At 67.6% G+C, this 22,470-nt stretch carries 39 protein-coding genes and 1 pseudogene; 38 read left to right on the forward strand and 2 right to left on the reverse strand.

Annotation, left to right across the window (positions count from 1 at the left end):
* The first annotated feature begins 70 nt into the window (after positions 1 to 70).
* From rpsJ to ACFV9C_RS26810, 26 genes and pseudogenes are all read left to right on the forward strand, one after another.
* A complete protein-coding gene (gene rpsJ, locus ACFV9C_RS26685; RefSeq protein WP_012923688.1) occupies positions 71 to 379 on the forward strand; it encodes a 30S ribosomal protein S10 in 309 nt (102 codons plus the stop codon).
* A 16-nt stretch (positions 380 to 395) separates the two neighbouring features.
* The gene (rplC, locus tag ACFV9C_RS26690) at positions 396 to 1,052 is read left to right on the forward strand and encodes a 50S ribosomal protein L3 (RefSeq protein WP_380197842.1); all 657 of its coding nucleotides are present in this window, start codon (positions 396 to 398) and stop codon (positions 1,050 to 1,052) included.
* The gene (gene rplD, locus ACFV9C_RS26695; RefSeq protein ID WP_380197844.1) at positions 1,049 to 1,741 is read left to right on the forward strand and encodes a 50S ribosomal protein L4; all 693 of its coding nucleotides are present in this window, start codon (positions 1,049 to 1,051) and stop codon (positions 1,739 to 1,741) included. The genes rplC and rplD overlap by 4 nt, the downstream gene beginning before the upstream one ends.
* Entirely contained in the window at positions 1,738 to 2,043 is a 306-nt protein-coding gene (gene rplW, locus ACFV9C_RS26700) for a 50S ribosomal protein L23 (RefSeq protein WP_130384643.1), read from the forward strand. Before rplD ends, rplW begins: the two co-directional genes overlap by 4 nt.
* Positions 2,043 to 2,876 (forward strand): 50S ribosomal protein L2, encoded by an 834-nt coding sequence (rplB, locus tag ACFV9C_RS26705; protein ID WP_209692840.1) that lies wholly within the window; start codon positions 2,043 to 2,045, stop codon positions 2,874 to 2,876. The genes rplW and rplB overlap by 1 nt, the downstream gene beginning before the upstream one ends.
* A 15-nt stretch (positions 2,877 to 2,891) precedes the next feature.
* Positions 2,892 to 3,173, forward strand: a complete 282-nt coding sequence (rpsS, locus tag ACFV9C_RS26710; RefSeq protein ID WP_209692841.1) for a 30S ribosomal protein S19 — start codon at positions 2,892 to 2,894, stop codon at positions 3,171 to 3,173.
* A 52-nt stretch (positions 3,174 to 3,225) separates the two neighbouring features.
* Positions 3,226 to 3,693: pseudogene (gene rplV / locus ACFV9C_RS26715) on the forward strand (50S ribosomal protein L22); the annotation flags it as partial.
* A 133-nt stretch (positions 3,694 to 3,826) separates the two neighbouring features.
* Positions 3,827 to 4,696, forward strand: a complete 870-nt coding sequence (gene rpsC, locus ACFV9C_RS26720) for a 30S ribosomal protein S3 (RefSeq protein WP_380197847.1) — start codon at positions 3,827 to 3,829, stop codon at positions 4,694 to 4,696.
* A gap of 3 nt (positions 4,697 to 4,699) precedes the next feature.
* On the forward strand, positions 4,700 to 5,119 hold the full coding sequence (rplP, locus tag ACFV9C_RS26725) for a 50S ribosomal protein L16 (RefSeq protein WP_380197848.1): 420 nt from the start codon (positions 4,700 to 4,702) through the stop codon (positions 5,117 to 5,119).
* A complete protein-coding gene (gene rpmC / locus ACFV9C_RS26730; RefSeq protein WP_380197850.1) occupies positions 5,119 to 5,400 on the forward strand; it encodes a 50S ribosomal protein L29 in 282 nt (93 codons plus the stop codon). The genes rplP and rpmC overlap by 1 nt, the downstream gene beginning before the upstream one ends.
* Complete coding sequence (gene rpsQ, locus ACFV9C_RS26735) at positions 5,397 to 5,693, forward strand: 30S ribosomal protein S17 (protein WP_380197852.1); 297 nt, start codon at positions 5,397 to 5,399, stop codon at positions 5,691 to 5,693. Before rpmC ends, rpsQ begins: the two co-directional genes overlap by 4 nt.
* A gap of 109 nt (positions 5,694 to 5,802) precedes the next feature.
* Positions 5,803 to 6,171 (forward strand): 50S ribosomal protein L14, encoded by a 369-nt coding sequence (rplN, locus tag ACFV9C_RS26740; protein WP_077019238.1) that lies wholly within the window; start codon positions 5,803 to 5,805, stop codon positions 6,169 to 6,171.
* 1 nt (position 6,172) lies between these two features.
* Positions 6,173 to 6,562 (forward strand): 50S ribosomal protein L24, encoded by a 390-nt coding sequence (gene rplX, locus ACFV9C_RS26745; RefSeq protein WP_380197854.1) that lies wholly within the window; start codon positions 6,173 to 6,175, stop codon positions 6,560 to 6,562.
* Positions 6,562 to 7,134 (forward strand): 50S ribosomal protein L5, encoded by a 573-nt coding sequence (gene rplE, locus ACFV9C_RS26750; protein WP_380197856.1) that lies wholly within the window; start codon positions 6,562 to 6,564, stop codon positions 7,132 to 7,134. Before rplX ends, rplE begins: the two co-directional genes overlap by 1 nt.
* 1 nt (position 7,135) lies before the next feature.
* Entirely contained in the window at positions 7,136 to 7,321 is a 186-nt protein-coding gene (locus tag ACFV9C_RS26755; protein WP_012923674.1) for a type Z 30S ribosomal protein S14, read from the forward strand.
* Between the two features lie 94 nt (positions 7,322 to 7,415).
* Positions 7,416 to 7,823 carry a 30S ribosomal protein S8 gene (gene rpsH / locus ACFV9C_RS26760; protein ID WP_380197859.1) on the forward strand — a complete coding sequence of 136 codons (408 nt, stop codon included), beginning with the start codon at positions 7,416 to 7,418 and terminating at the stop codon, positions 7,821 to 7,823.
* Positions 7,824 to 7,850: 27 nt separating this feature from the next.
* Positions 7,851 to 8,393, forward strand: a complete 543-nt coding sequence (rplF, locus tag ACFV9C_RS26765) for a 50S ribosomal protein L6 (protein WP_380197861.1) — start codon at positions 7,851 to 7,853, stop codon at positions 8,391 to 8,393.
* Positions 8,394 to 8,395: 2 nt separating this feature from the next.
* A complete protein-coding gene (gene rplR, locus ACFV9C_RS26770; RefSeq protein WP_380197862.1) occupies positions 8,396 to 8,779 on the forward strand; it encodes a 50S ribosomal protein L18 in 384 nt (127 codons plus the stop codon).
* A 30-nt stretch (positions 8,780 to 8,809) separates the two neighbouring features.
* Positions 8,810 to 9,409, forward strand: coding sequence for a 30S ribosomal protein S5 (gene rpsE / locus ACFV9C_RS26775; RefSeq protein ID WP_380197864.1), 600 nt, complete (start codon positions 8,810 to 8,812; stop codon positions 9,407 to 9,409).
* Positions 9,409 to 9,591, forward strand: a complete 183-nt coding sequence (gene rpmD, locus ACFV9C_RS26780) for a 50S ribosomal protein L30 (protein WP_130384629.1) — start codon at positions 9,409 to 9,411, stop codon at positions 9,589 to 9,591. Before rpsE ends, rpmD begins: the two co-directional genes overlap by 1 nt.
* 1 nt (position 9,592) lies before the next feature.
* The gene (gene rplO, locus ACFV9C_RS26785; protein WP_130441472.1) at positions 9,593 to 10,033 is read left to right on the forward strand and encodes a 50S ribosomal protein L15; all 441 of its coding nucleotides are present in this window, start codon (positions 9,593 to 9,595) and stop codon (positions 10,031 to 10,033) included.
* Positions 10,034 to 10,168: 135 nt separating this feature from the next.
* Complete coding sequence (gene secY / locus ACFV9C_RS26790) at positions 10,169 to 11,470, forward strand: preprotein translocase subunit SecY (RefSeq protein ID WP_380197866.1); 1,302 nt, start codon at positions 10,169 to 10,171, stop codon at positions 11,468 to 11,470.
* A complete protein-coding gene (locus ACFV9C_RS26795; RefSeq protein ID WP_380197867.1) occupies positions 11,470 to 12,042 on the forward strand; it encodes an adenylate kinase in 573 nt (190 codons plus the stop codon). Before secY ends, ACFV9C_RS26795 begins: the two co-directional genes overlap by 1 nt.
* A gap of 9 nt (positions 12,043 to 12,051) precedes the next feature.
* Complete coding sequence (gene map / locus ACFV9C_RS26800) at positions 12,052 to 12,885, forward strand: type I methionyl aminopeptidase (RefSeq protein WP_380197869.1); 834 nt, start codon at positions 12,052 to 12,054, stop codon at positions 12,883 to 12,885.
* A gap of 81 nt (positions 12,886 to 12,966) precedes the next feature.
* A complete protein-coding gene (locus ACFV9C_RS26805) occupies positions 12,967 to 13,419 on the forward strand; it encodes a DUF1707 domain-containing protein (RefSeq protein WP_380197870.1) in 453 nt (150 codons plus the stop codon).
* The gene (locus ACFV9C_RS26810; RefSeq protein WP_380197872.1) at positions 13,416 to 14,228 is read left to right on the forward strand and encodes a hypothetical protein; all 813 of its coding nucleotides are present in this window, start codon (positions 13,416 to 13,418) and stop codon (positions 14,226 to 14,228) included. The genes ACFV9C_RS26805 and ACFV9C_RS26810 overlap by 4 nt, the downstream gene beginning before the upstream one ends.
* Here ACFV9C_RS26810 and ACFV9C_RS26815 read toward each other — a convergent pair.
* A complete protein-coding gene (locus ACFV9C_RS26815) occupies positions 14,212 to 15,075 on the reverse strand; it encodes an NAD(P)-dependent oxidoreductase (protein WP_380197874.1) in 864 nt (287 codons plus the stop codon). The genes ACFV9C_RS26810 and ACFV9C_RS26815 overlap by 17 nt on opposite strands.
* Before the next feature lie 76 nt (positions 15,076 to 15,151).
* On the opposite strand from ACFV9C_RS26815, the gene ACFV9C_RS26820 reads away from it, so the two are divergent.
* The 12 genes from ACFV9C_RS26820 to ACFV9C_RS26875 all read left to right on the forward strand — a co-directional run bounded on the left by ACFV9C_RS26820 (position 15,152) and on the right by ACFV9C_RS26875 (position 22,231).
* The gene (locus ACFV9C_RS26820) at positions 15,152 to 15,475 is read left to right on the forward strand and encodes a winged helix-turn-helix transcriptional regulator (protein ID WP_380197877.1); all 324 of its coding nucleotides are present in this window, start codon (positions 15,152 to 15,154) and stop codon (positions 15,473 to 15,475) included.
* Between the two features lie 92 nt (positions 15,476 to 15,567).
* Complete coding sequence (gene infA / locus ACFV9C_RS26825) at positions 15,568 to 15,789, forward strand: translation initiation factor IF-1 (protein ID WP_012923661.1); 222 nt, start codon at positions 15,568 to 15,570, stop codon at positions 15,787 to 15,789.
* A gap of 32 nt (positions 15,790 to 15,821) precedes the next feature.
* On the forward strand, positions 15,822 to 15,935 hold the full coding sequence (rpmJ, locus tag ACFV9C_RS26830; RefSeq protein WP_008361054.1) for a 50S ribosomal protein L36: 114 nt from the start codon (positions 15,822 to 15,824) through the stop codon (positions 15,933 to 15,935).
* A 175-nt stretch (positions 15,936 to 16,110) separates the two neighbouring features.
* Positions 16,111 to 16,482: a 30S ribosomal protein S13 gene (gene rpsM, locus ACFV9C_RS26835; protein WP_141854777.1), complete on the forward strand. Its 372-nt coding sequence runs from the start codon at positions 16,111 to 16,113 to the stop codon at positions 16,480 to 16,482.
* 35 nt (positions 16,483 to 16,517) lie between these two features.
* Entirely contained in the window at positions 16,518 to 16,925 is a 408-nt protein-coding gene (gene rpsK / locus ACFV9C_RS26840) for a 30S ribosomal protein S11 (RefSeq protein WP_131286332.1), read from the forward strand.
* A 26-nt stretch (positions 16,926 to 16,951) separates the two neighbouring features.
* Positions 16,952 to 17,560 (forward strand): 30S ribosomal protein S4, encoded by a 609-nt coding sequence (rpsD, locus tag ACFV9C_RS26845; RefSeq protein ID WP_380197880.1) that lies wholly within the window; start codon positions 16,952 to 16,954, stop codon positions 17,558 to 17,560.
* A gap of 106 nt (positions 17,561 to 17,666) precedes the next feature.
* A complete protein-coding gene (locus tag ACFV9C_RS26850; protein ID WP_380197882.1) occupies positions 17,667 to 18,692 on the forward strand; it encodes a DNA-directed RNA polymerase subunit alpha in 1,026 nt (341 codons plus the stop codon).
* Between the two features lie 68 nt (positions 18,693 to 18,760).
* Positions 18,761 to 19,459, forward strand: a complete 699-nt coding sequence (rplQ, locus tag ACFV9C_RS26855; RefSeq protein ID WP_380197884.1) for a 50S ribosomal protein L17 — start codon at positions 18,761 to 18,763, stop codon at positions 19,457 to 19,459.
* Between the two features lie 60 nt (positions 19,460 to 19,519).
* The gene (gene truA, locus ACFV9C_RS26860; RefSeq protein ID WP_380197886.1) at positions 19,520 to 20,332 is read left to right on the forward strand and encodes a tRNA pseudouridine(38-40) synthase TruA; all 813 of its coding nucleotides are present in this window, start codon (positions 19,520 to 19,522) and stop codon (positions 20,330 to 20,332) included.
* Complete coding sequence (locus ACFV9C_RS26865; protein ID WP_380197887.1) at positions 20,325 to 20,933, forward strand: class I SAM-dependent methyltransferase; 609 nt, start codon at positions 20,325 to 20,327, stop codon at positions 20,931 to 20,933. The genes truA and ACFV9C_RS26865 overlap by 8 nt, the downstream gene beginning before the upstream one ends.
* Positions 20,934 to 20,949: 16 nt before the next feature.
* The gene (locus tag ACFV9C_RS26870; protein ID WP_380197889.1) at positions 20,950 to 21,483 is read left to right on the forward strand and encodes a SigE family RNA polymerase sigma factor; all 534 of its coding nucleotides are present in this window, start codon (positions 20,950 to 20,952) and stop codon (positions 21,481 to 21,483) included.
* The gene (locus ACFV9C_RS26875) at positions 21,476 to 22,231 is read left to right on the forward strand and encodes a hypothetical protein (RefSeq protein ID WP_380197890.1); all 756 of its coding nucleotides are present in this window, start codon (positions 21,476 to 21,478) and stop codon (positions 22,229 to 22,231) included. Before ACFV9C_RS26870 ends, ACFV9C_RS26875 begins: the two co-directional genes overlap by 8 nt.
* Here ACFV9C_RS26875 and ACFV9C_RS26880 read toward each other — a convergent pair whose 3' ends face one another.
* On the reverse strand, positions 22,232 to 22,423 hold the full coding sequence (locus ACFV9C_RS26880; RefSeq protein WP_380197891.1) for a hypothetical protein: 192 nt from the start codon (positions 22,421 to 22,423) through the stop codon (positions 22,232 to 22,234).
* Positions 22,424 to 22,470 lie beyond the last annotated feature (47 nt).

Here is a 22,470-nt window from a genome sequence, read left to right on the forward strand (position 1 = left end):
CCGCGACACACCCGACCGCGGGGGTCGGAGCAACGCAACGGAAGACGATAGAGAAGGACGAAGCGAAGCGATGGCGGGACAGAAGATCCGCATCCGGCTGAAGGCCTACGACCACGAGGTCATCGACAGCTCGGCACGCAAGATTGTCGACACGGTGACGCGTACTGGTGCGAAGGTTGCTGGCCCGGTGCCGTTGCCGACGGAAAAGAACGTGTTCTGCGTCATCCGCTCGCCGCACAAGTACAAGGACAGCCGCGAGCACTTCGAGATGCGCACCCACAAGCGGCTCATCGACATCATCGACCCCACGCCGAAGACCGTCGACTCGCTGATGCGTCTCGACCTGCCGGCCGGTGTCGACATCGAGATCAAGCTCTGAGGACGCGGAAAGACCAATGAGCAAGCACAAGAACACGAAGGGGCTGCTGGGCACCAAGCTCGGCATGACCCAGACCTGGGACGAGAACAACCGCGTCGTCCCCGTCACCGTGGTCCAGGCCGGCCCGTGCGTCGTCACCGGTGTCCGTACGTCGGACCGGGACGGCTACGACGGCGTCCAGATCGCCTTCGGCGACATCGACCCGCGCAAGGTGACCAAGCCCATGCGTGGTCACTTCGACAAGGCCGGCGTGACGCCGCGGCGCCACCTGCTGGAGCTGCGCACCGCCGACGCCAGCGAGTACACGCTGGGCCAGGAGATCAAGGCCGAGGCCTTCGGTGCCGGTGAGCGGGTGGACGTTTCCGCGACCAGCAAGGGCAAGGGCTTCGCCGGTGTGATGAAGCGGCACGGCTTCCACGGTCTGCGGGCCACCCACGGTGTGCACAAGAAGCACCGCTCGCCGGGTTCCATCGGCGGCTGCGCCACGCCGGGCCGGGTCTTCAAGGGCCTGCGGATGGCGGGCCGGATGGGCCACGAGCAGGTCACCACCCAGAACGTCAGCGTCCACGCGGTGGACGTCGAGCGCGGTCTGATCCTGATCAAGGGCGCAGTCCCCGGCCCCAAGGGCGGCCTGGTGCTGATCCGCAATGCCGCGAAGGGAGCTGCGAAGTGAGCACCGTCGATGTCGTCGCCGTGAAGGGCGACAAGGTCACCAAGTCGGGTGCCGCCGAGCTTCCGGCCGAGCTGTTCGACGTCCAGGTCAACGTGCCGCTGATCCACCAGGTCGTGGTGGCCCAGCTGGCCGCGGCCCGTCAGGGCACCGCCAAGGCGAAGAGCCGGGGCGAGGTGTCCGGCGGTGGCGCCAAGCCGTACCGCCAGAAGGGCACCGGTCGCGCCCGTCAGGGCTCGACCCGCGCGCCGCAGTTCACCGGTGGTGGCGTCGTCCACGGCCCGGTGCCGCGTGACTACAGCCAGCGGACCCCGAAGAAGATGATCGCCGCCGCGCTCCGCGGTGCGCTGTCCGACCGGGCCCGCGACGGCCAGGTGTTCGTGGTCGAGAGCTTCGTGGACGGCGACAAGCCCTCCACCAAGTCGGCCCTGAAGGTGCTGGGCGAGGTGACCGAGCCCGGCAAGGCGCTGGTCGTCGTCGACCGCGCCGACGAGCTCACCTGGATGAGCCTGCGCAACGCGCAGCAGGTCCACCTGATCGCCGCCGACCAGCTGAACGCGTACGACGTTCTGGTCAGCGACTCGGTCGTGTTCACCAAGGCCGCGCTCGACGCCTTCGTCGCCGGCGCGCCCAAGGGAAAGTCCGTCAAGGCCGTCGCCACGTCGACTGAGGCCGAGGAGGTAGAAGCATGAGTCACGGAGTCAACAAGGACCCCCGGGACGTGCTGCTCCGGCCGGTCGTGAGCGAGAAGAGCTACGGCCTGCTGGACGAGCAGAAGTACACGTTCGAGGTCGCGCCGGACGCCAACAAGACCGAGATCAAGCTCGCGGTCGAGAAGGTGTTCAAGGTCAAGGTCAGCGACGTCAACACCCTGAACCGCAAGGGCAAGCGGCGCCGGACCCGGTCCGGCTTCGGCAAGCGCCCGGACACCAAGCGGGCGATCGTGACCCTCAAGGGCGACGACCGCATCGATATCTTCGGAGGCCAGTCGTAATGGGAATCCGCAAGTACAAGCCGACAACGCCGGGCCGCCGTGGCTCGAGCGTGGCCGACTTCGTCGAGCTCACCCGTTCGACCCCCGAGAAGTCGCTGCTGCGTCCGCTGCCGAAGAAGGGCGGCCGGAACAGCTCCGGCAAGATCACCACCCGGCACCACGGTGGCGGTCACAAGCGGGCGTACCGGCTGATCGACTTCAAGCGCTACGACAAGGACGGCGTGCCGGCCAAGGTCGCGCACATCGAGTACGACCCGAACCGCACCGCGCGGATCGCGCTGCTGCACTACGTGGACGGCGAGAAGCGCTACATCCTCGCCCCGTCCAACCTGCAGCAGGGCACGATCGTCGAGAACGGCCCGGCCGCCGACATCAAGGTGGGCAACAACCTGCCGCTGCGCAACATCCCGGTCGGTTCGACGGTGCACGCGGTGGAGCTGCGGCCGGGCGGCGGTGCCAAGATGGCCCGCTCCGCCGGTTCCAGCATCCAGCTGGTCGCGAAGGAAGGCCGGATGGCCACCCTGCGGATGCCGTCCGGCGAGGTCCGGATGGTCGACGTGCGCTGCCGCGCCACCCTCGGTGAGGTCGGCAACGGCGAGCAGTCGAACATCAACTGGGGCAAGGCGGGCCGGATGCGCTGGAAGGGCAAGCGCCCGACCGTCCGCGGTGTCGCGATGAACCCGGTCGACCACCCGCACGGTGGTGGTGAGGGTAAGACCTCGGGTGGTCGCCACCCGGTGTCCCCGTGGGGTCAGCCGGAAGGCCGGACCCGTACCCGCAAGGAAAGCGACCGCATGATCGTCCGGCGCCGCAAGGCCGGCAAGAAGCGCTGATAGGAGCCGGCCAGAATGCCACGCAGCCTGAAGAAGGGCCCGTTCGTCGACCACCACCTGGCAAAGAAGGTGGAGGTGCAGAACGAGAAGGGCACCCACAACGTCATCAAGACCTGGTCCCGCCGATCGATGATCGTGCCGGACATGATCGGCCACACGATTGCGGTGCACGACGGCCGCAAGCACGTGCCGGTGTTCGTGACGGACTCGATGGTCGGGCACAAGCTCGGCGAGTTCGCCCCGACCCGGACGTTCAAGGGTCACGAGAAGGACGACCGGAAGTCACGGCGTCGCTGATCTTTGTGATCAGTGACGAAGCGAAAGCAATCTACGGAGAGATTCGAACATCATGAGCGTTCAAGAGCGTAGGGCGATCAGCGCCCGTCGCGAGAGCCTGCTGGGCGAGCAGCCCGGGGCCTTCGCGGTCGCGCGCTTCGTCCGCGTGACGCCGATGAAGGCGCGCCGCGTGGTCGACCTGGTGCGCGGTCTGGGCGTCGACGACGCACTCGCCACTCTGAAGTTCGCCCCGCAGGCCGCTGCCGCGACCGTGTACAAGGTCGTCGACAGCGCCGCGGCGAACGCCGAGGGCACCGAACACCTGAGCCGGGGCGACCTGATCGTCGTCAAGGCCTTCGTGGACGAGGGGCCGACGCTGAAGCGTCACCGCCCGCGTGCACAGGGCCGGGCCACCCGGATCGACAAGCGGACGAGCCACATCACCGTGGTCGTCGGCCCGCGGGAGACCGACGAGCCCGTCGAGAAGGCGCCGGCCAAGAAGGCGGCCGCCAAGAAGTCGGCGGACGCGGACACCAAGGCTCCGGCGAAGAAGGCCGCCAAGAAGGCTGCCGACGCCCCCGTCAAGGACGAGGCCGCCGAGAAGCCGGCCAAGAAGGCGACCGCCAAGAAGACGGCTGCCAAGAAGGCCACCGCTGAGAAGAAGGAGTCCTGACGTGGGACAGAAGGTAAACCCGCACGGGTTCCGTCTCGGCATCAGCACCGACCACAAGAGCCGTTGGTACGCCGACAAGCTGTACAAGGACTACGTGGGCGAGGACGTCAAGATCCGTCGCCTGCTGAGCAAGGGCATGGAGCGCGCCGGCATCTCCCGCGTGGAGATCGAGCGCACCCGTGACCGGGTCCGGGTCGACATCCACACCGCCCGTCCGGGCATCGTGATCGGCCGCCGTGGCGCCGAGGCGGACCGCATCCGCGGCTCGCTGGAGGAGCTCACCGGCAAGCAGGTGCAGCTGAACATCCTCGAGGTGAAGAACGCCGAGGTCGACGCCCAGCTGGTCGCACAGGGTGTGGCCGAGCAGCTGTCCGGCCGCGTGGCGTTCCGCCGCGCGATGCGCAAGGCGATGCAGACCACCATGCGTGGCGGCGCCCTGGGCATCCGGATCCAGTGCTCCGGCCGGCTCGGTGGCGCGGAAATGTCGCGGTCGGAGTTCTACCGCGAGGGCCGCGTCCCGCTGCACACGCTGCGGGCCGACATCGACTACGGCTTCTACGAGGCCCGGACGACCTTCGGCCGGATCGGCGTGAAGGTCTGGATCTACAAGGGCGACGTCGCCGGCACCCGCGCGGAGCGCGAGGCGCAGGCCGCGGCCCGGGCCGCTACCCAGCAGCGTGGCCGTCCGGCCCGCCGCGACGGTGGCGACCGCGGTGACCGTGGCGGTCGCGGTGGCGACCGGGGCGGCCGTGGTGGCCGTGGTGGCGACCGCCGGGACTCGCGCAACGACAACAACGCGGCTGCGGCCGCCGAGACGACGACTGCGCCGGCTGCCGACAAGGCTGCCGAGACGACCGGAACGGAGAGCTGAACCGTGCTCATCCCCCGCAAGGTCAAGCACCGCAAGCAGCACCACCCGGGGCGCTCCGGCGCCGCCAAGGGCGGTACTACGCTGGCGTTCGGTGAGTTCGGTATCCAGGCGCTGGAGAACCACTACGTCACCAACCGGCAGATCGAGGCCGCGCGCATTGCGATGACGCGGCACATCAAGCGTGGCGGCAAGGTGTGGATCAACATCTACCCGGACCGCCCGCTGACCAAGAAGCCGGCCGAAACCCGCATGGGTTCCGGCAAGGGCTCGCCGGAGTGGTGGATCGCCAACGTCAAGGCCGGACGCGTGCTGTTCGAGCTGTCCGGCGTACCGGAGGACATCGCTCGCGAGGCGATGCGCCGCGCGATCCACAAGTTGCCGATGAAGTGCCGCTTCATTTCCCGAGAGGCAGGTGAGAACTGATGGCTACCACCGTGACCGCAGCCGAGCTGCGCAACCTCGGGCGGGACGAGCTGATGACCAAGCTCGGCGAAGCCAAGGAGGAGCTGTTCAACCTCCGGTTCCAGGCTGCCACGGGCCAGCTGGAGTCCCACGGTCGGCTGCGTGCCGTCAAGAAGGACATCGCCCGCATCTACACGGTGCTGTCCGAGCGTGCGCTCGGCATCACCGAAGAGGTCGACGCCCCGGCCGAGGAGGCCGCGGCCGAGGACGCTGCGGACGACAGTGAGAAGGCCAACGCATGACCGAGAACGTGAAGGACGAGACCGTGAGCACGACGCCCGAGGCGCGCAGCCACCGCAAGACCCGGGTGGGTCTGGTGCTGAGCGACAAGATGGACAAGACCGTCGTGGTCGAGGTCGAGGACCGCGTCAAGCACAAGCTGTACGGCAAGGTCATCCGGCGTACCAGCAAGCTCAAGGCGCACGACGAGCAGAACGCCGCCGGTATCGGCGACCGCGTCCTCCTGATGGAGACCCGGCCGCTGTCGGCGACCAAGCGCTGGCGCATCGTCGAGATCCTCGAGAAGGCCAAGTAGTTCCCGCCCGCACCGGACAGCACAGGTGCGATCGGCAACCAATCGAAATTATTCGTTCCGCAAGGCTCGGCGCAGCTGAGAACCAGCGAGACAACCAGGAGATCAACAGATGATCCAGCAGGAGTCGCGACTGAAGGTCGCCGACAACACGGGCGCGAAGGAGATCCTTTGCATCCGCGTTCTCGGTGGCTCCGGTCGGCGCTACGCCGGTGTCGGTGACACGATCGTCGCCACCGTCAAGGACGCGATCCCCGGCGGTGGTGTGAAGAAGGGTGACGTCGTCAAGGCGGTCATCGTGCGGACCGTGAAGGAGCGCCGGCGTCCGGATGGCTCCTACATCCGCTTCGACGAGAACGCCGCGGTGATCCTGAAGGCCGACGGCGAGCCGCGCGGTACCCGTATCTTCGGCCCGGTGGGCCGGGAACTGCGTGAGAAGCGCTTCATGAAGATCATCTCGCTCGCACCGGAGGTGCTCTGAGATGGCTCAGCAGAAGAAGCTGCACGTGAAGAAGGGTGACCAGGTCCGCGTGATCTCGGGTCGCTCGAAGGGCCTCGAGGGCAAGATCATCCAGGTCTTCCCGAACGACGAGAAGGTCATCGTCGAGGGCGTCAACCGGGTGAAGAAGCACACCAAGGTGCAGCAGGCCCAGCGCGGCGGCACCACCGGTGGCATCGTCACCCAGGAAGCCCCGATCCACGTCTCGAACGTGATGCTCGTCGTCGAGGTCGAGAAGGACGGCAAGAAGCAGAAGGTGACCACCCGCGTCGGCTACAACCGCGTCGAGGTGCAGAAGCGCCGTCCGGACGGTTCGACGTACACCGGTTACCGGAGCGTCCGGATCGCCCGGCGTACCGGCGAGGAGATCTGATGAGCACGGCAGTTACCGAGACCAAGGTCCAGCCGCGGCTGAAGACGAAGTACCGCGAGGAGATCGTCGGCCAGCTGCAGGAGCAGTTCCGGTTCGAGAACGTCATGCAGGTGCCCGGGCTCACCAAGATCGTGGTGAACATGGGTGTCGGCGAGGCGGCCCGGGACGCGAAGCTGATCGAGGGCGCGGTGAAGGACCTGGCCGCGATCACCGGCCAGAAGGCCCAGGTCACCAAGGCCCGCAAGTCGATCGCGCAGTTCAAGCTGCGCGAGGGGATGCCGATCGGCGCCCACGTGACGCTGCGCGGCGACCGGATGTGGGAGTTCCTGGACCGACTGCTGGCGCTCGCGCTGCCCCGGATCCGCGACTTCCGCGGCCTGTCCCCGAAGCAGTTCGACGGCACCGGGAACTACACCTTCGGTCTGACCGAGCAGGTGATGTTCCACGAGATCAACCAGGACCGCATCGACCGGGTCCGGGGTATGGACATCACCGTGGTGACCACCGCGACGAACGACGACGAGGGTCGGGCCCTGCTGCGGGCGCTCGGCTTCCCGTTCAAGGAGAACTGACGTGGCGAAGACAGCACTCAAGGTCAAGCAGGCCCGGAAGCCGAAGTTCGCGGTGCGTGGCTACACGCGCTGCCAGCGCTGCGGCCGGCCGAAGGCGGTCTTCCGCAAGTTCGGCCTCTGCCGGATCTGCCTGCGGGAAATGGCGCACCGGGGCGAGCTGCCCGGTGTCACCAAGTCCAGCTGGTGACCGTCTCCACCCCCGAACTTCTCCCCATTCACCACCATCTAGTCACCGTAGGTCGCCGAACGGCGAAACCACGGCGGGAAAGAGGCCCCAGGCCATGACGATGACCGACCCGATCGCAGACATGTTGACGCGTCTGCGGAACGCCAACCAGGCGTACCACGAGTCGACCACGATGCCGTACAGCAAGATCAAGCAGGGCATCGCCGACATTCTCCAGCAGGAGGGCTACATCGCCTCCTACAAGGTCGAGGAGCCCAAGGAGGGCGCCGTCGGCAAGACCCTGATCGTCGACCTCAAGTTCGGCCCGAGCCGGGAGCGCTCCATCGCGGGTGTTCGCCGGATCTCGAAGCCGGGCCTGCGGGTCTACGCGAAGTCGACCAACCTGCCGAAGGTCCTCGGTGGCCTGGGCGTCGCGATCATCTCGACGTCCCAGGGCCTGCTGACCGACCGTCAGGCCAAGAACAAGGGCGTTGGCGGGGAAGTCCTCGCCTACGTCTGGTGACGAAGAACCGGAAGGAGGACCTCAGAAATGTCTCGCATCGGTAAGCTCCCGGTCACGGTCCCGTCCGGCGTCGACGTCACGATCGACGGCCAGACGGTCACCGTGAAGGGTCCGAAGGGTCAGCTGTCGCACGTCGTCGCTGAGCCGATCGCGGTCAACCGGGACGACGACGGCGCGATCGCCGTCACGCGTCCGGACGACCTGCGCAAGAGCAAGGAACTGCACGGGCTGTCCCGCACGCTGATCGCCAACCTGGTGACCGGCGTGACGGACGGGTACGAGAAGAAGCTCGAGATCGTCGGCGTTGGTTACCGGGTGATCTCCAAGGGCCCGACCCAGCTGGAGTTCTCGCTCGGCTACAGCCACACCATCACGGTGGACGCGCCGGAAGGCATCACGTTCAACGTCGAGGCGCCGACCCGGTTCTCGGTGATCGGTATCGACAAGCAGTCGGTCGGCGAGGTCGCCGCCAACATCCGCAAGCTGCGCAAGCCCGAGCCGTACAAGGGCAAGGGTGTCCGCTACGCGGGCGAGCAGGTGCGTCGCAAGGTCGGAAAGGCTGGTAAGTAACCATGGCGATCGGACTGCGGCACAACAAGCACTCCGCCAAGAAGACGGCCTCGCGTACGCGGCGCCAGATTCGCGTCCGGAAGAAGATCAACGGCACGGCCGACCGGCCGCGCCTGGTGGTCACCAAGTCGTCGCGGCACCTGTTCGTTCAGGTGATCGACGACGTCGCCGGCAAGACGCTGGTCTCCGCCTCCACCATGGAGACCGACCTGCGCGGCGCGGCGGACAACAAGACCGACAAGGCCAAGACCGTCGGCGGCCTGATCGCCGACCGCGCCAAGGCAGCCGGCATCGACGCGGTCGTCTTCGACCGCGCCGGGAACAAGTACCACGGCCGGATCGCGGCCCTGGCCGATGCCGCTCGTGAGGGCGGGCTCGGGTTCTGACATGGCGTACACAAAGGAAGGTAGTTCGAAATGAGCGGAGGCCAGCAGCGTCGCGGAGGCGGCGCCGGTGGTGAGCGCCGTGGCCGCGACGGAGGTCGTGGTCAGCAGGCGGACAAGACCGCCTACATCGAGCGCGTGGTAGCCATCAACCGGGTCGCCAAGGTCGTGAAGGGTGGTCGGCGCTTCAGCTTCACCGCCCTTGTGGTCGTCGGTGACGGTGAAGGCACCGTCGGTGTGGGTTACGGCAAGGCCAAGGAGGTGCCCGCGGCGATCGCCAAGGGTGTCGAGGAGGCCAAGAAGGCGTTCTTCAAGGTGCCGAGGATCCAGGGCACCATCCCGCACCCGGTCCAGGGCGAGAAGGCTGCCGGCGTGGTCATGCTGCGTCCGGCCGCGCCCGGTACCGGTGTGATCGCGGGCGGCTCGGCGCGCGCCGTACTGGAGTGCGCCGGGATCCACGACATCCTCAGCAAGTCGCTGGGCTCGTCCAACTCCATCAACGTGGTGCACGCCACCGTTGAGGCGCTGCGCAGCCTGGAGACCCCGGAGGCCGTGGCCGCGCGCCGTGGCCTGCCGGTGGAGCACGTCGCTCCGGCAGCGCTGCTGAAGGCGCGGGCGGAGGTGGCTTCCTGATGGCACGCCTGAAGGTGACCCAGACCCGTTCGGGCATCGGTGGCAAGCAGAACCAGCGCGACACGTTGCGCACCCTGGGCGTCAAGCGGATCGGCGACAGCGCGGTCCACGAGGACAAGCCCGAGGTCCGGGGCATGGTTCGTGCGGTTCGCCACCTCATCACCGTCGAGGAGGTCGACTGACATGGCGCTCAAGGTTCACCACCTGCGTCCGGCGCCCGGTGCCAAGACCGCCAAGACCCGCGTGGGTCGTGGTGAGGGCAGCAAGGGCAAGACCGCCGGCCGCGGTACCAAGGGCAGCAAGGCGCGGAACAACATCCCCGAGTGGTTCGAGGGTGGCCAGATGCCGCTGCACATGCGGCTCCCGAAGCTGAAGGGCTTCAAGAGCAGGAACCGAGTGGAGTTCCAGGTCGTTAACCTGGACAAGCTCGGACAACTGTTCCCCGAGGGTGGCGAGGTCGGCGTGGCCGAGCTGGTCGCCAAGGGCGCGGTACGTCGTGGTCAGCCGGTGAAGGTGCTGGGTGACGGCGAACTGACCGTGGCACTGCAGGTCTCGGCACACAAGTTCTCCAAGTCCGCCACGGACAAGATCCAGGCGGCCGGGGGAACCACGACCGAGGTGTGACACGAGGTCCAGGGCTCGTAACGATCGGTGCTTGATATCCTGCGCCGGTCGGACGGGCCCTGGCTCGTCTCTTGCCCAGAGGCTTAGCTAGGCCCCTGCCGTGCCCGCGGCCAGGGAAACTTGTGGGAGGACAGGGTGTTAAGCGCCTTCGCCAACGCGTTCAAGACGCCGGACCTGCGCCGGAAGATCTTGTTCGTGCTCTTCATTGTCGTGATCTTCCGGATCGGCTCCGTGGTGCCGGCTCCGGGTGTGAACGTTCAGTCGCTGCACACTTGTATCAAGATCTCCCAGGGCGGCGCGAACGCCAACCTGTACAACCTGATCAACCTGTTCTCCGGCGGGGCACTGCTGCAGCTCGCGATCTTCGCGCTCGGCATCATGCCGTACATCACCGCCAGCATTATCCTGCAGCTGCTCACCGTGGTGATCCCGCGGCTGGAGTCGCTGAAGAAGGAAGGCCAGGCGGGACAGGCCAAGATCACCCAGTACACCCGGTTCCTGACGGTCGGGCTGGCGATCCTGCAGTCGACCGCGTTCGTGGCGCTCGCCCGGACGCCGGGCCGGCTGTTCCAGGGCTGCACCGAGCCGCTGCTCTACAAGGACGACTGGTTCACGATCGCCGTCATGGTGCTGACCATGACCGCCGGTACCGGCGTGATCATGTGGCTGGGTGAGCTGATCACCGACCGTGGTGTCGGCAACGGCATGTCGATCCTGATCTTCACCCAGATCGTCGCCACCTTCCCGACCCAGCTGTGGAGCATCCGCAAGCAGAAGGGCGTCACCACCTTCGTCGTGGTGATCGCGATCGGTCTGGTCATCATGGCCGCGGTCATCTTCATCGAGCAGGCGCAGCGCCGGATCCCGGTGCAGTACGCCAAGCGGATGGTCGGCCGGAAGATGTTCGGCGGTACGTCGACCTACATTCCGCTGAAGGTGAACCAGGCCGGTGTCATCCCGGTCATCTTCGCCTCCAGCCTGCTGTATCTCCCCGTCCTGGTCAGTCAGTTCCAGCAGGGCAAGAGCTGGTCCAACTGGATCCAGGGCAACTTGGTCAAGGGCGACCACCCGATCTACATGGTGACGTACGTCGCCCTGATCATCTTCTTCACGTACTTCTACGTCTCGATCACCTTCAACCCGAAGGAAGTCGCGGACAACATGAAGAAGTACGGCGGCTTCATCCCGGGCATCCGGGCGGGGCGGCCGACCGAGGAATACCTGAAGTACGTGTTGGACCGCATCACGCTGCCGGGCGCGATCTACCTCGCGGCGATCTCGATGATCCCGCTGGTGGCTCTCGTCCTGCTGAACGCGAGCCAGAACTTCCCGTTCGGTGGTACGTCGATCCTGATCATGGTCGGCGTCGGGCTGGACACGGTGAAGCAGATCGAGAGTCAGCTGCAGCAGCGTAACTACGAAGGGTTCCTGCGCTGATGAGAATGTTGCTGATGGGTCCGCCCGGGGCGGGCAAGGGCACGCAGGCAAAGGTGCTTGCGGAACGCCTCAATATCCCGGCCGTGTCCACCGGTGACATCTTCCGTGCGAACGTGAAGGACGAGACGCCGCTCGGTGTCGAGGCGAAGCGCTACATGGACGCCGGCGACTACGTCCCGGACGAGGTCACGAACGCGATGGTGCGGGACCGGCTGTCCGAGGCCGACGCCGGCGACGGCTTCCTGCTCGACGGGTACCCGCGGACGCTGGCCCAGGTGAGCACGCTGGACGCGATCCTGGCCGACCACGGCCACAAGCTGGACGCCGTGGTCGCGCTGGTCGCCGACATCGACGTACTGGTCGAGCGGATGACGAAGCGTGCGCACACCGAGGGCCGGTCGGACGACTCCGAAGAGGTCGTCCGGCACCGGCAGGACGTCTACGCGGCCGAGACCAAGCCGCTGCTCGCGGTGTACGCCGAGCGCGGCCTGCTGGTCGAGGTCGACGGCGTCGGCGAGATCGACGAGGTCAGCGAACGGGTGCTGGCCGCCCTCAAGTCGATCACGGAGTAACGAGCGCACGTGATCTTCAGGGACCGCGGTATCGAGATCAAGACCCGCGAGCAGATTCTGGCGATGCGCAAGGCCGGCCTGGTGGTCGGCCGCACGCTGGAGCTGCTCCGCGGGGCGGTGCAGGCCGGCATCACCACCGGCGAGCTGGACGCGATGGCGGAGGACAACATCCGGTCCGCCGGCGCGACGCCGTCGTTCAAGGGGTACCACGGGTTCACCGGGTCGATCTGCGCGTCGGTGAACGACGAGATCGTGCACGGCATCCCGGGAGACCGGGTGCTCGCCGACGGCGACCTGATCTCGATCGACTGCGGCGCGATCGTCGACGGCTGGCACGGCGACGCCGCGATCACGGTCCCGGTCGGCGGTCCGGAGGCGGTCGCCGACGAGCTGCTCGAGCTGGCCCGGATCTGCGCGGAGTCGATGTGGCACGGGTTCGCCGCCGCACGGCTCGGCGGGCGGCTGTCCGACATCTCGGCGGCCGTCGAGGCGCACGTCCGCGCGAACTCGTCGTACGGGATCGTCGAGGACTTCGTCGGGCACGGGATCGGCTCGGCCATGCACCAGCCGCCGAACGTGCCGAACTTCGGCCGCCCGGGCAAGGGACCGAAGCTGGTCGAGGGGATGGCACTCGCCGTCGAGCCGATGCTCACGCTCGGCAAGCAGGAGAACCACACGCTCGAGGACGACTGGACCGTGGTCACCGACGACGGCCAGGCCGCCGCACACACCGAGCACACGTTCACTCTCACTCCGCAAGGCCCGTGGGTGCTGACCGCCCTCGACGGCGGCGAGGCCGAGCTCGCCAAGCTCGGCGTGAAGATCGGCCCCCTGGCCGACTGACTCCCGCACCCGACTGACGGACCCTGTGGGTCCACCCGTCGGGGGACGCGGAGGGGACCGGAGCTGAGGCACACTTGAGACATGCCTCAGTACCAGCCGCACCAGCGTTTCACCGAAGCCGACCGCGACAAGATCGCCGGGCGGTTGCGGGATGCGTTCGCGGACGGGCGGCTGGACCAGCCGGAGTTCTCGTCCCGGCTCGACCGACTCTACACGGTCCAGACGTACGGCGAGCTCGAGCCGCTGGTGCGTGACCTGCCGGCCGTCCGGACGTACGAGACGCCCGCGGCGGTGCAGGACCCCAAGCCCGCGCCGGAGCCGGGCAACTTCCCGGAGCGGCAACGGGACCGCCGCCCGCACCGGCACGGGATCGGCGCGCTGGGGGGCGGTTTCACCGGCGTGGTGGCGATCAACGTCGTGATCTGGTTCGTGATCGGCCTCGGCAACGGCGGGCACTGGCCGCACTTCTGGCCGGTCTGGCTGCTGATCCCGTGGGCGATCATCGCCCTGGGCGGTCTCGGCAGGCGCCGTTGACGTCGGCCCGGGTCAGTCGCCGAGCGAGTGGTCCGCGGCTGCGGCCGGTCTGGGCGTGGCAGCTGCACCAAGGGGCCGCCATCGTCTACGTGATCTGGTTCGTGGTCGCCGTACCGCTGGCGATCGCCGGGCTGTTGCTGGAGCCGCGCTGGGTCGGGTGGTTCGTGCTGGTCTGGTTCCTCGCGCTGGTCGGGCTGACCCTCGGCCTGCGGCTGGGGGAGAACCGCCGGCGCCGCGAGTGGGTGGACGCCGCCGGCCAGCTCGGCTGGCGGGTCAGTGCGTCCGCGGACGAGTTGCTGGATCGTTGGCCGTTCCCACCGTTCGACGCGGACCCGGACGCCGAGGTCACGGACGTGACGTCCGGCCGGCATCGCGGGCGGGAGTTCTGGACCGGACGGTTCCGGCACAAGGTACGGCGGCGTGAGCTCGGCTTCGACTTCCTGGATCTGCAGGTGGACCGGCCGCTCCCGCCGTTGCAGGTGCTGCCCGCGCGGCTCGCCCCGGTCGCGGCGGCGAGCCTGTTGCCGTTGCCGATCGTGGTCGATGGGCTGTCCACGCAGTACCGGCTGTTCAACGGGCGTGAGGATCACGCGCTGGCGGTGCTGCATCCGCGGGCGGCCGAGGCGCTGGCCGACGTACCGGAGTTCGGGTTCAGCTGCGAGGGGCGGCGGTTCATCGCGATTCTTCCGGCGTACCGCGATTCCGGCACCGCGCTCGCCCAGCTGGACGCGGCCTGCGACCTGCTCGACCTGATGCCGGAGCAGGTCTGGCGCGCCGGCGAACAGTGGGCGGCTAGCCAGCAGTCCTGAGCAGCCCCACCAGCGCGGACAGCCCTTCGTCCTCATGGCCGGCAGCCACCGCCCGCCGCAGCAACTCGCCCATCGGGGTCAGCAGGCTTGGGTCGACACCTTGCTTCTGTGCTGTCGTGACCAGGTTCTCGTAGGCAGCTGATTGCATCGCCAGATTCGAATCGGCCGTATCCACAGGACCGTTGTCGAGTTGCCTAGCCATGTTCGGGATGCTCGTGAGCATGGCTGTCAGCCAGGGGAGCAGGAACTGCTGGGTGAAGTCGGCTGCCGGGATGTTTGCGCTGGTGATGAGGGCGAGGGCGTGCTGGGCACCGCCGAACAGGCCGTACATCCCGCTCAGCAACGCGATGTCGTACAGCGCGGCGAGCCCGGGGTCCGTGCCGACGTACGCCGGTCGCGCCAGCACCTCGAGCGCCGGGCGGTGCTGCTCGAACACGTCCTGCGGGCCGCTGTAGAAGATGAAGGCGCCTGGTGTGCCGATCATCGGGGGAACGGCCATGATGCCGCCGTCGAGGTACGAAGCACCCGCCGAGGCGAGTCGTTCCGCGGTGGCCCTGGACTGCTCCGGGGTGGAGTTGGTGAGGTTGACGACGGTGCGACCGGTGAGGTCGAGTCCGTCCAGGGCCGTGCGGACGGTCGCGTCGACCAGCAGGCAGACGACGACCAGCGGACTGGCGGCGGCAGCGTCCGCGGCGGTGGCGGCGCGGGTGGCGCCGAGGGCGTCGAGTTCGGGGGAGCGGCCGGGGGTGCGGTTCCAGACGGTGGTCGGGTGGCCGGCGGCCAGGAAGGCGCGGGCGAGGGCGGTTCCCATCGCGCCGAGCCCCAGGACCGTGACAGGTGTCTTCATGCCGTCCACCCTGGCGACAACGCTTTAGGATGGACAAGTACCCACTAAATAGTGTGGTACTGACGGAAAGGTAAGTATGCGCGCGTACACCTGTGGTCTGGACGCGGCGGCCGACGTGATCGGCGGGAAGTGGAAGCCGCGGATCCTGTGGGCGCTGCACCACGGGCCGATGCGGTTCGGGGAGCTGCGCCGGGAGATCTCCGGGGTGACCGAGAAGATGCTGATCCAGCAGCTGCGAGAGCTGGAGTCGCGCGACATCGTGCACCGCGAGGTTTTCCACCAGGTGCCACCCAAGGTCGAGTACTCACTCACCGAACTCGGGGAGTCACTCAACGTCGCCTTGATGCCACTGGACGACTGGGGTGCCGAGCACCTGGCGGAGCTGGAGAGTACCCGCTGAGGGCCCAATTGGGTTCAATCGCGCGCGTGGCGTACACTTTTTCCTTGGCTCTTTGTAGCCATAGCCAGTCACGTCTACAGAAGTGCGAGGACATGCCCAAAAAAGAGGGAGTAATCGAACTCGAGGGCACCATCGTCGAGGCCCTGCCGAACGCGATGTTCCGTGTTGAGCTGTCCAACGGGCACAAGGTGCTCGCGCACATCAGCGGCAAGATGAGGCAGCACTACATCCGGATCCTCCCCGAGGACCGGGTCGTCGTGGAGCTGTCGCCGTACGACCTCACCCGGGGTCGGATCGTCTATCGGTACAAGTAACACCACCAACACCTGTCGAAGAAAGTAGCTCGATGAAGGTCAACCCGAGCGTCAAGAAGATCTGCGACAAGTGCAAGGTGATCCGCCGGCACGGCCGGGTCATGGTGATCTGCGAGAACCCGCGGCACAAGCAGCGGCAGGGCTGACAAAGCCTTCACGCAGTAACACGGCACTTTCGCACCACAGCGCGCATGCTCGTCCAGGATCCGTTCTGGACGTTGCCCCTGGAACAGAGGCCAGGGCCTTGCCGGTGAATCTCACCGAGGCGGGCAAGGACGCAGCGCGCCACCACACCTCTGCCGACGAAAGGAACACCGCCACATGGCACGCCTCGTTGGAGTCGACCTGCCGCGCGACAAGCGCATCGAGGTCGCTCTCACGTACATCTTCGGTGTGGGCCGTACGCGCGCCCAGGAAACGCTGAAGAACACCGGGGTCTCCCCGGACAAGCGCGTCCACGAGCTGGGCGACGACGAGCTGGTCAAGCTCCGGGACTGGATCGAAGGCAACTACAAGATCGAAGGTGACCTCCGTCGCGAGGTGACCGCGGACATCCGCCGCAAGATCGAGATCGGGTCGTACCAGGGTCGCCGGCACCGCAGCGGGCTTCCGGTGCGCGGTCAGCGCACGCGGACCAACGCCCGTAGCCGCAAGGGTCGTCGTAAGGCGATCGCCGGCAAGAAGAAGAAGTGACCCGGATGACCGTCAACCCCAGGAGCAACTGACCTATGCCTCCCAAGAGCCGCACCGCGGCCGGCGCGAAGAAGGTGCGCCGCAAGGAGAAGAAGAACGTGGCCGCCGGCCACGCGCACATCAAGAGCACGTTCAACAACACGATCGTGACGATCACCGACCCGACCGGCGCGGTCATCTCGTGGGCCTCCGCGGGCACCGTCGGCTTCAAGGGTTCGCGCAAGTCGACCCCGTTCGCCGCGCAGATGGCCGCCGAGGCCGCCGGGCGCCGGGCGATGGAGCACGGCATGCGCAAGATCGACGTGTTCGTGAAGGGTCCCGGCTCCGGCCGTGAGACCGCGATCCGTTCGCTGGGTGCGGTCGGCCTCGAGGTCGGCACCATCCAGGACGTCACCCCAGTCGCCCACAACGGATGCCGCCCGCCGAAGCGGCGCCGGGTCTGATCCCAGAGAGAGGAAGGTAGCGAACCATGGCCCGTTACACCGGACCTATGACCAAGAAGTCGCGCCGTCTCGGGGTCGACCTCGTCGGTGGCGACAAGGCGTTCGAGCGTCGTCCGTACCCGCCGGGTATGCACGGCCGCGGCCGCCCGAAGGAGAGTGAGTACCTGCTCCAGCTGCGTGAGAAGCAGAAGGCGCGTTACTCGTACGGCGTACTCGAGAAGCAGTTCCGCCGGTACTACGAGGAGGCCTCGCGGCGCTCCGGCAAGACCGGTGACAACCTGCTGCAGATCCTGGAGTCCCGGCTGGACAACGTGGTGTACCGCTCCGGTCTCGCCCGTACCCGCCGCCAGGCCCGCCAGCTCGTCGTGCACGGTCACTTCACCGTGAACGGCGTCAAGGTGAACATCCCGTCGTACCGCGTCGCCGCCCACGACATCATCGATGTCAAGGCGAAGTCGGTCGAGACGACGCCGTTCATCATCGCCCGGGAGACGCACAGTGAGCGTGTCGTCCCGGCGTGGCTCGAGGTGATGCCGGAGCGGCTGCGGATCCTCGTCCACCAGCTGCCGACCCGGCAGCAGATCGACACCCAGGTCGCCGAGCACCTGATCGTCGAGCTCTACTCGAAGAACTGATCCTGCTCCGGCCGGTGGCTTCCGGGCCGCCGGCCGGCAAGGTCGGTTCTTCACTCTTCGCGGCCTCAAATAGTGGTCGTCGCGGAATCAGAAAGAAGAACACGAAGTGCTTATCGCACAGCGCCCCACCCTGACCGAAGAGGTCGTCGACGAGTACCGCTCGCGGTTCGTGATCGAGCCGCTGGAGCCGGGCTTCGGTTACACCCTCGGGAACTCGATCCGCCGGACCCTGCTGTCCTCCATCCCGGGGGCGGCGGTCACCAGCATCAAGATCGACGGTGTCCTGCACGAGTTCTCCACCGTGGCCGGGGTGAAGGAAGACGCCACCCAGCTGATCCTGAACCTGAAGGACCTGGTGGTCTCCTCCGAGCACGACGAGCCGGTCACCATGTACCTGCGCAAGCAGGGCCCCGGTGACGTCACCGCCGCCGACATCGCGCCGCCGGCCGGTGTCGAGGTGCACAACCCGGACCTGAAGATCGCCACCCTGAACGAGAAGGGCCGGCTCGAGATGGAGCTGGTCGTCGAGCGGGGCCGCGGCTACGTGTCCGCCGTTCAGAACAAGTCCGCGGACGCCGAGATCGGCCGGATGCCGGTCGACTCGATCTACTCCCCGGTCATGAAGGTCACCTACAAGGTCGAGGCGACCCGGGTCGAGCAGCGCACCGACTTCGACCGGCTGGTGGTCGACGTCGAGACCAAGCCGTCGATGCTGCCCCGCGACGCCGTCGCGTCGGCCGGTAAGACCCTGGTCGAGCTGTTCGGTCTGGCCCGCGAGCTGAACGTCGAGGCCGAGGGCATCGACATCGGCCCGTCGCCGGTCGACGAGCAGATGGCCGCCGACCTGGCGCTGCCGGTCGAGGACCTGCAGCTGACCGTCCGGTCGTACAACTGCCTGAAGCGCGAGGGCATCCACACCGTGGGTGAGCTGATCTCGCGCAGCGAGCAGGACCTGCTGGACATCCGGAACTTCGGCTCCAAGTCCATCGACGAGGTCAAGCTGAAGCTGGCCGAGATGAGCCTGTCGCTGAAGGACTCCCCGCCCGGGTTCGACCTCCGCGCCGCGTCCGGTGCCTACGGCAACGAGGCGGACGACGAGGACGAGAGCTTCGCCGAGACCGAGCAGTACTGAGCTGACCAAGGCCCGTCGGGCCCTACATCCCTTCGGCCCGACGGGCCTTAGATTCCTGGAGTTACGAGATGCCAACCCCCACCAAGGGTGCCCGCCTGGGCGGCAGCCCGGCGCACGAGAAGCTGATCCTCAGCAACCTCGCGACGTCGCTGTTCGAGCACGGCGCGATCACCACCACCGCGGCCAAGGCCAAGCGCCTGCAGCCGCTGGCGGAGCAGATGATCACCAAGGCCAAGCGCGGTGACCTGAACTCGCGCCGTCAGGTGATGAAGCGGATCAAGGACAAGAGCGTCGTGCACGTGCTCTTCACCGAGATCGGCGAGCGGTACGCCGACCGTCCGGGCGGCTACACCCGGATCACCAAGCTCGGCCCGCGCAAGGGCGACAACGCCCCGATGGTGAAGATCGAGCTGGTCGAGGCGCTGTCCGACTCGCCGAAGGCGAAGAAGCAGAGCGCACCCGCCCCGGCGAAGAAGGCTGCCGCGGCCGAGACCAAGGTCGAGGACAAGGTCGAGGACGCGCCGGCCGAGGACGCCAAGGTGCAGGACGTCGTGGCCGGCAAGTACGACAACTCCGCCGCCCCGAACGCCGACGGCTCCGCGCCCGAGGGCTACACGGTCAAGGGCAACGAGGACTCGATGAAGTACCACACCACCGAGTCGCCGTGGTACGACAAGACCGTCGCCGAGGTCTGGTTCAAGACCGCCGAGGACGCCGAGGCGGCTGGTTTCGCCAAGGCCGGCGGTTCGGACGCCGACGACAAGTAAGTCTCCTGACGAGGCCCCCGCACCGCACGGTGCGGGGGCCTCGTTGCGTTAGATTGGCGTGTGCGCTGGCGGATTGATCTTCGGTACGACGGAACGGCCTTTCACGGCTGGGCCCGTCAGGAGGGTCTCCGGACCGTGCAGGGGTCGCTCGAGGAGGCCCTGCGCGTCGTACTGCGCCTGCCGGAGCCGTTGACCGTGACGTGTGCCGGGCGGACGGACACCGGCGTACACGCTCGTGGGCAGGTGACCCATGTGGACGTTGACGGCGCTGTGGATCCGCTACGGCTCCTCAGAGGGCTGAACGGCGTACTCCCCGCGGACGTGGCTGTTACCGCCGTGACGGCCGCTCCAGAGGGCTTTGACGCGCGGTTCTCGGCCCTGGACCGGCGGTACGTGTACCGGCTGTGCGACGACCCGGCCGGCTGGGATCCGCTGACACGGGGCTATGTGCTGCGGGTGGGACGGCCGATGGACGTGGAGCGGATGAACGCCGCGGCCGCCAGGGTGCTCGGGGAGCACGACTTTGCCGCGTTCTGCAAGAAGCGGGAGGGTGCCAGTACCGTACGGGCGTTGCTGGAGTTCTCGTGGCAACGGACGGGTCCTGGGCTGCTGGAGGGCACTGTGATCGCGGACGCGTTCTGCCACTCGATGGTGCGCGCTCTAGTGGGTTCCATGCTCCCGGTGGGGGACGGGCGGCGGGACGTTGCGTGGCCGGGCGCAGTACTCGCCGGAAAGGTGCGGGACTCGGCTGTGTCGGTGCTGCCGGCGCACGGGCTCACGTTGGAGGAAGTGCGGTACCCGGCGGACGACGAGCTGGCCGCGCGGGCGTTGCAGGCACGGCAGGTGCGAGGAGAGGTACATCAGCGTGGGTGATCACTTCTTCTCGGCAGAGCCTGCGTCTGCGGACGTACGCCGTACTGTCGAGGCACGGATCTGGGACAAGCCCTATGTGTTCACGACGGCTACCGGGGTGTTCTCCCGGGACCGGTTGGATATCGGTACGTCGGTTCTGTTGCGCTCGGTGGACGCGCCAACGGGTGCGGGGACGTTCCTGGACCTGGGCTGCGGGTACGGGCCGATCGCCTGTGCGCTGGCGGCCGAGGCGCCGGACGCGACCGTGTGGGCGGTCGACGTGAACAACCGGGCGCTGGAGCTCGCTGAGCTGAACGCGAAGGCCGCGGGGGTCACGGTGCACGTCGCGTTGCCGGACGACGTACCCGAAGGCCTGCTGTTCGACCAGATCTGGTCGAACCCGGCGATCCACATCGGCAAGGCGGAGCTGCACAAGATGCTGCTGCACTGGCTCGGCCGGCTTGCCCCCGGCGGCGTGGGATGGTTCGTCGTCGGCAAGAACCTGGGCGGCGACTCCCTGCAGCGTTGGATGACCGATCAGGGCTATCCCTGCACCCGGGTCGCCAGCGCCAAGGGTTTCCGGGTGCTGCGTGCAACGAACGCGGGTACAGCGCCGTCCTGAGGACATGGAGGCAGCCTTGGCCGCAGCGGAGGTGCGGGTCGAGCCCGTCGACTTCGAGGCGTGGGTCACCGAGAAGGCCGACGCCTTGCTGCGGTTCGCCTATGTGCTGACCGGGGACGCCAACCTGGCCGAGGACGCCGTACAGGACGCCCTGACGACCGCCTGCGCCCGTTGGGGGCGGGTGAGCCGTGCGGACGACCCCGAGGCGTACGTGAAGCGGATGGTGGTCAACGCGCACATCTCGTGGTGGCGGAAGTTCCGGCGGCGGGAGGCTCCTGTTGACGACCCCGTGCGTACGGCGCGCGCGGTTGGCGACGGTACGGCGCAACGGGCCGAAGCGGACGCCATCTGGGACCTGTGCGCGACGTTGCCGGGCAAGCAGCGCGCAGCCGTCGTACTGCGGTTCTACGAGGAGCTGTCGTACGCCGAGATCGCCCAGCTGCTGCACTGTGCGGAAGCGACGGCACGGTCGCACGTACACCGAGCCTTGGCGGCGTTGAAGACCACACTGAGCGATCAAGAGAGCACGGAAGGAGCCGAGGATGCCTGAGCACGACCCTGAGCAGGAGCTCGGCCCCAAGATCACCTCGGCGTTCCATGACCACGCCGGCGTCACAGGCATGCAGAAGAGCGGGCTGGCGCGTGAGGCCCGTCGCCGAGTGCACCGGCGCCGGCAGGCGTGGTCGGTCGCGGCCGGCGCGGTGCTGGTCGCCGTGGTCGGCGGCGGCGTCTGGGGTCTCGCGGGGAGCGAGTCGCCGGTTGCTTCCAGTCACAGCGATGCTGGGTCGGCTGCAGCTGCTGGTACGGCGAAGAGTAACCAGGGAATTGTCGGCCCGCGGGAACAAACTGTGTGCCCTAGCGCCCCTGCGATCCAACAGGCTGCTGGACCGAACGCATTGCCTGCCGGGACAGGTCTCGAGCTCAGTACGCCGGTAACAGGCCTGACCGCGTGCCGCTACCGCATGTCCGACGGCACCGTGCTCGGTCAGCAGTCGTTCAACGCCTCCGTCGCGCAGCAGGTCGTCGACGCGATCAAGGTCCTCCCGGAGCGCAACCCGGCGCTCCCGGTCTTCAAGTGCGCGCCGCAGACCGCGAAGCCGGGCGAGGCGATCGTGTTGCGCTTCAGCACGGCAGACGGCGTACGGGAGATCTGGGTCGAGTACGACGGGTGCGAGTCGCCCGGCTTCTTCACCGGGACCCACACGTACGGCCTGTACGCCGCGCCGTTGAAGCTGTTCATGGTCGGCACGGTCCGCCCGACCGGCGGCACCTACCTGAACGCGCTGCAGGGCTGGTAGTCAGTCGATCTCGCGCTTGGGCGTGGGCTTCTCCAGCCGCCGCACGTTGTCGGGCCGCTCACCAGTGCTCTTGTACACGCCATGACTACCGGGGCCGGTGGCGCTCCCGAGGAACCCCCGGAGCCGCTTGAGCTCCGCCTCGTCCGGCGCCTTCGCCCGCCCGGCCGGGCGGTCCGGTTCCTGCCCGTCCATCGCACCTCTTCCTCACCTGGCTCCACCCGATCATAGGGAATGACCGG

The sequence above is a fragment of the Kribbella sp. NPDC059898 genome, from assembly GCF_042730855.1.
Lineage (GTDB): Bacteria > Actinomycetota > Actinomycetes > Propionibacteriales > Kribbellaceae > Kribbella.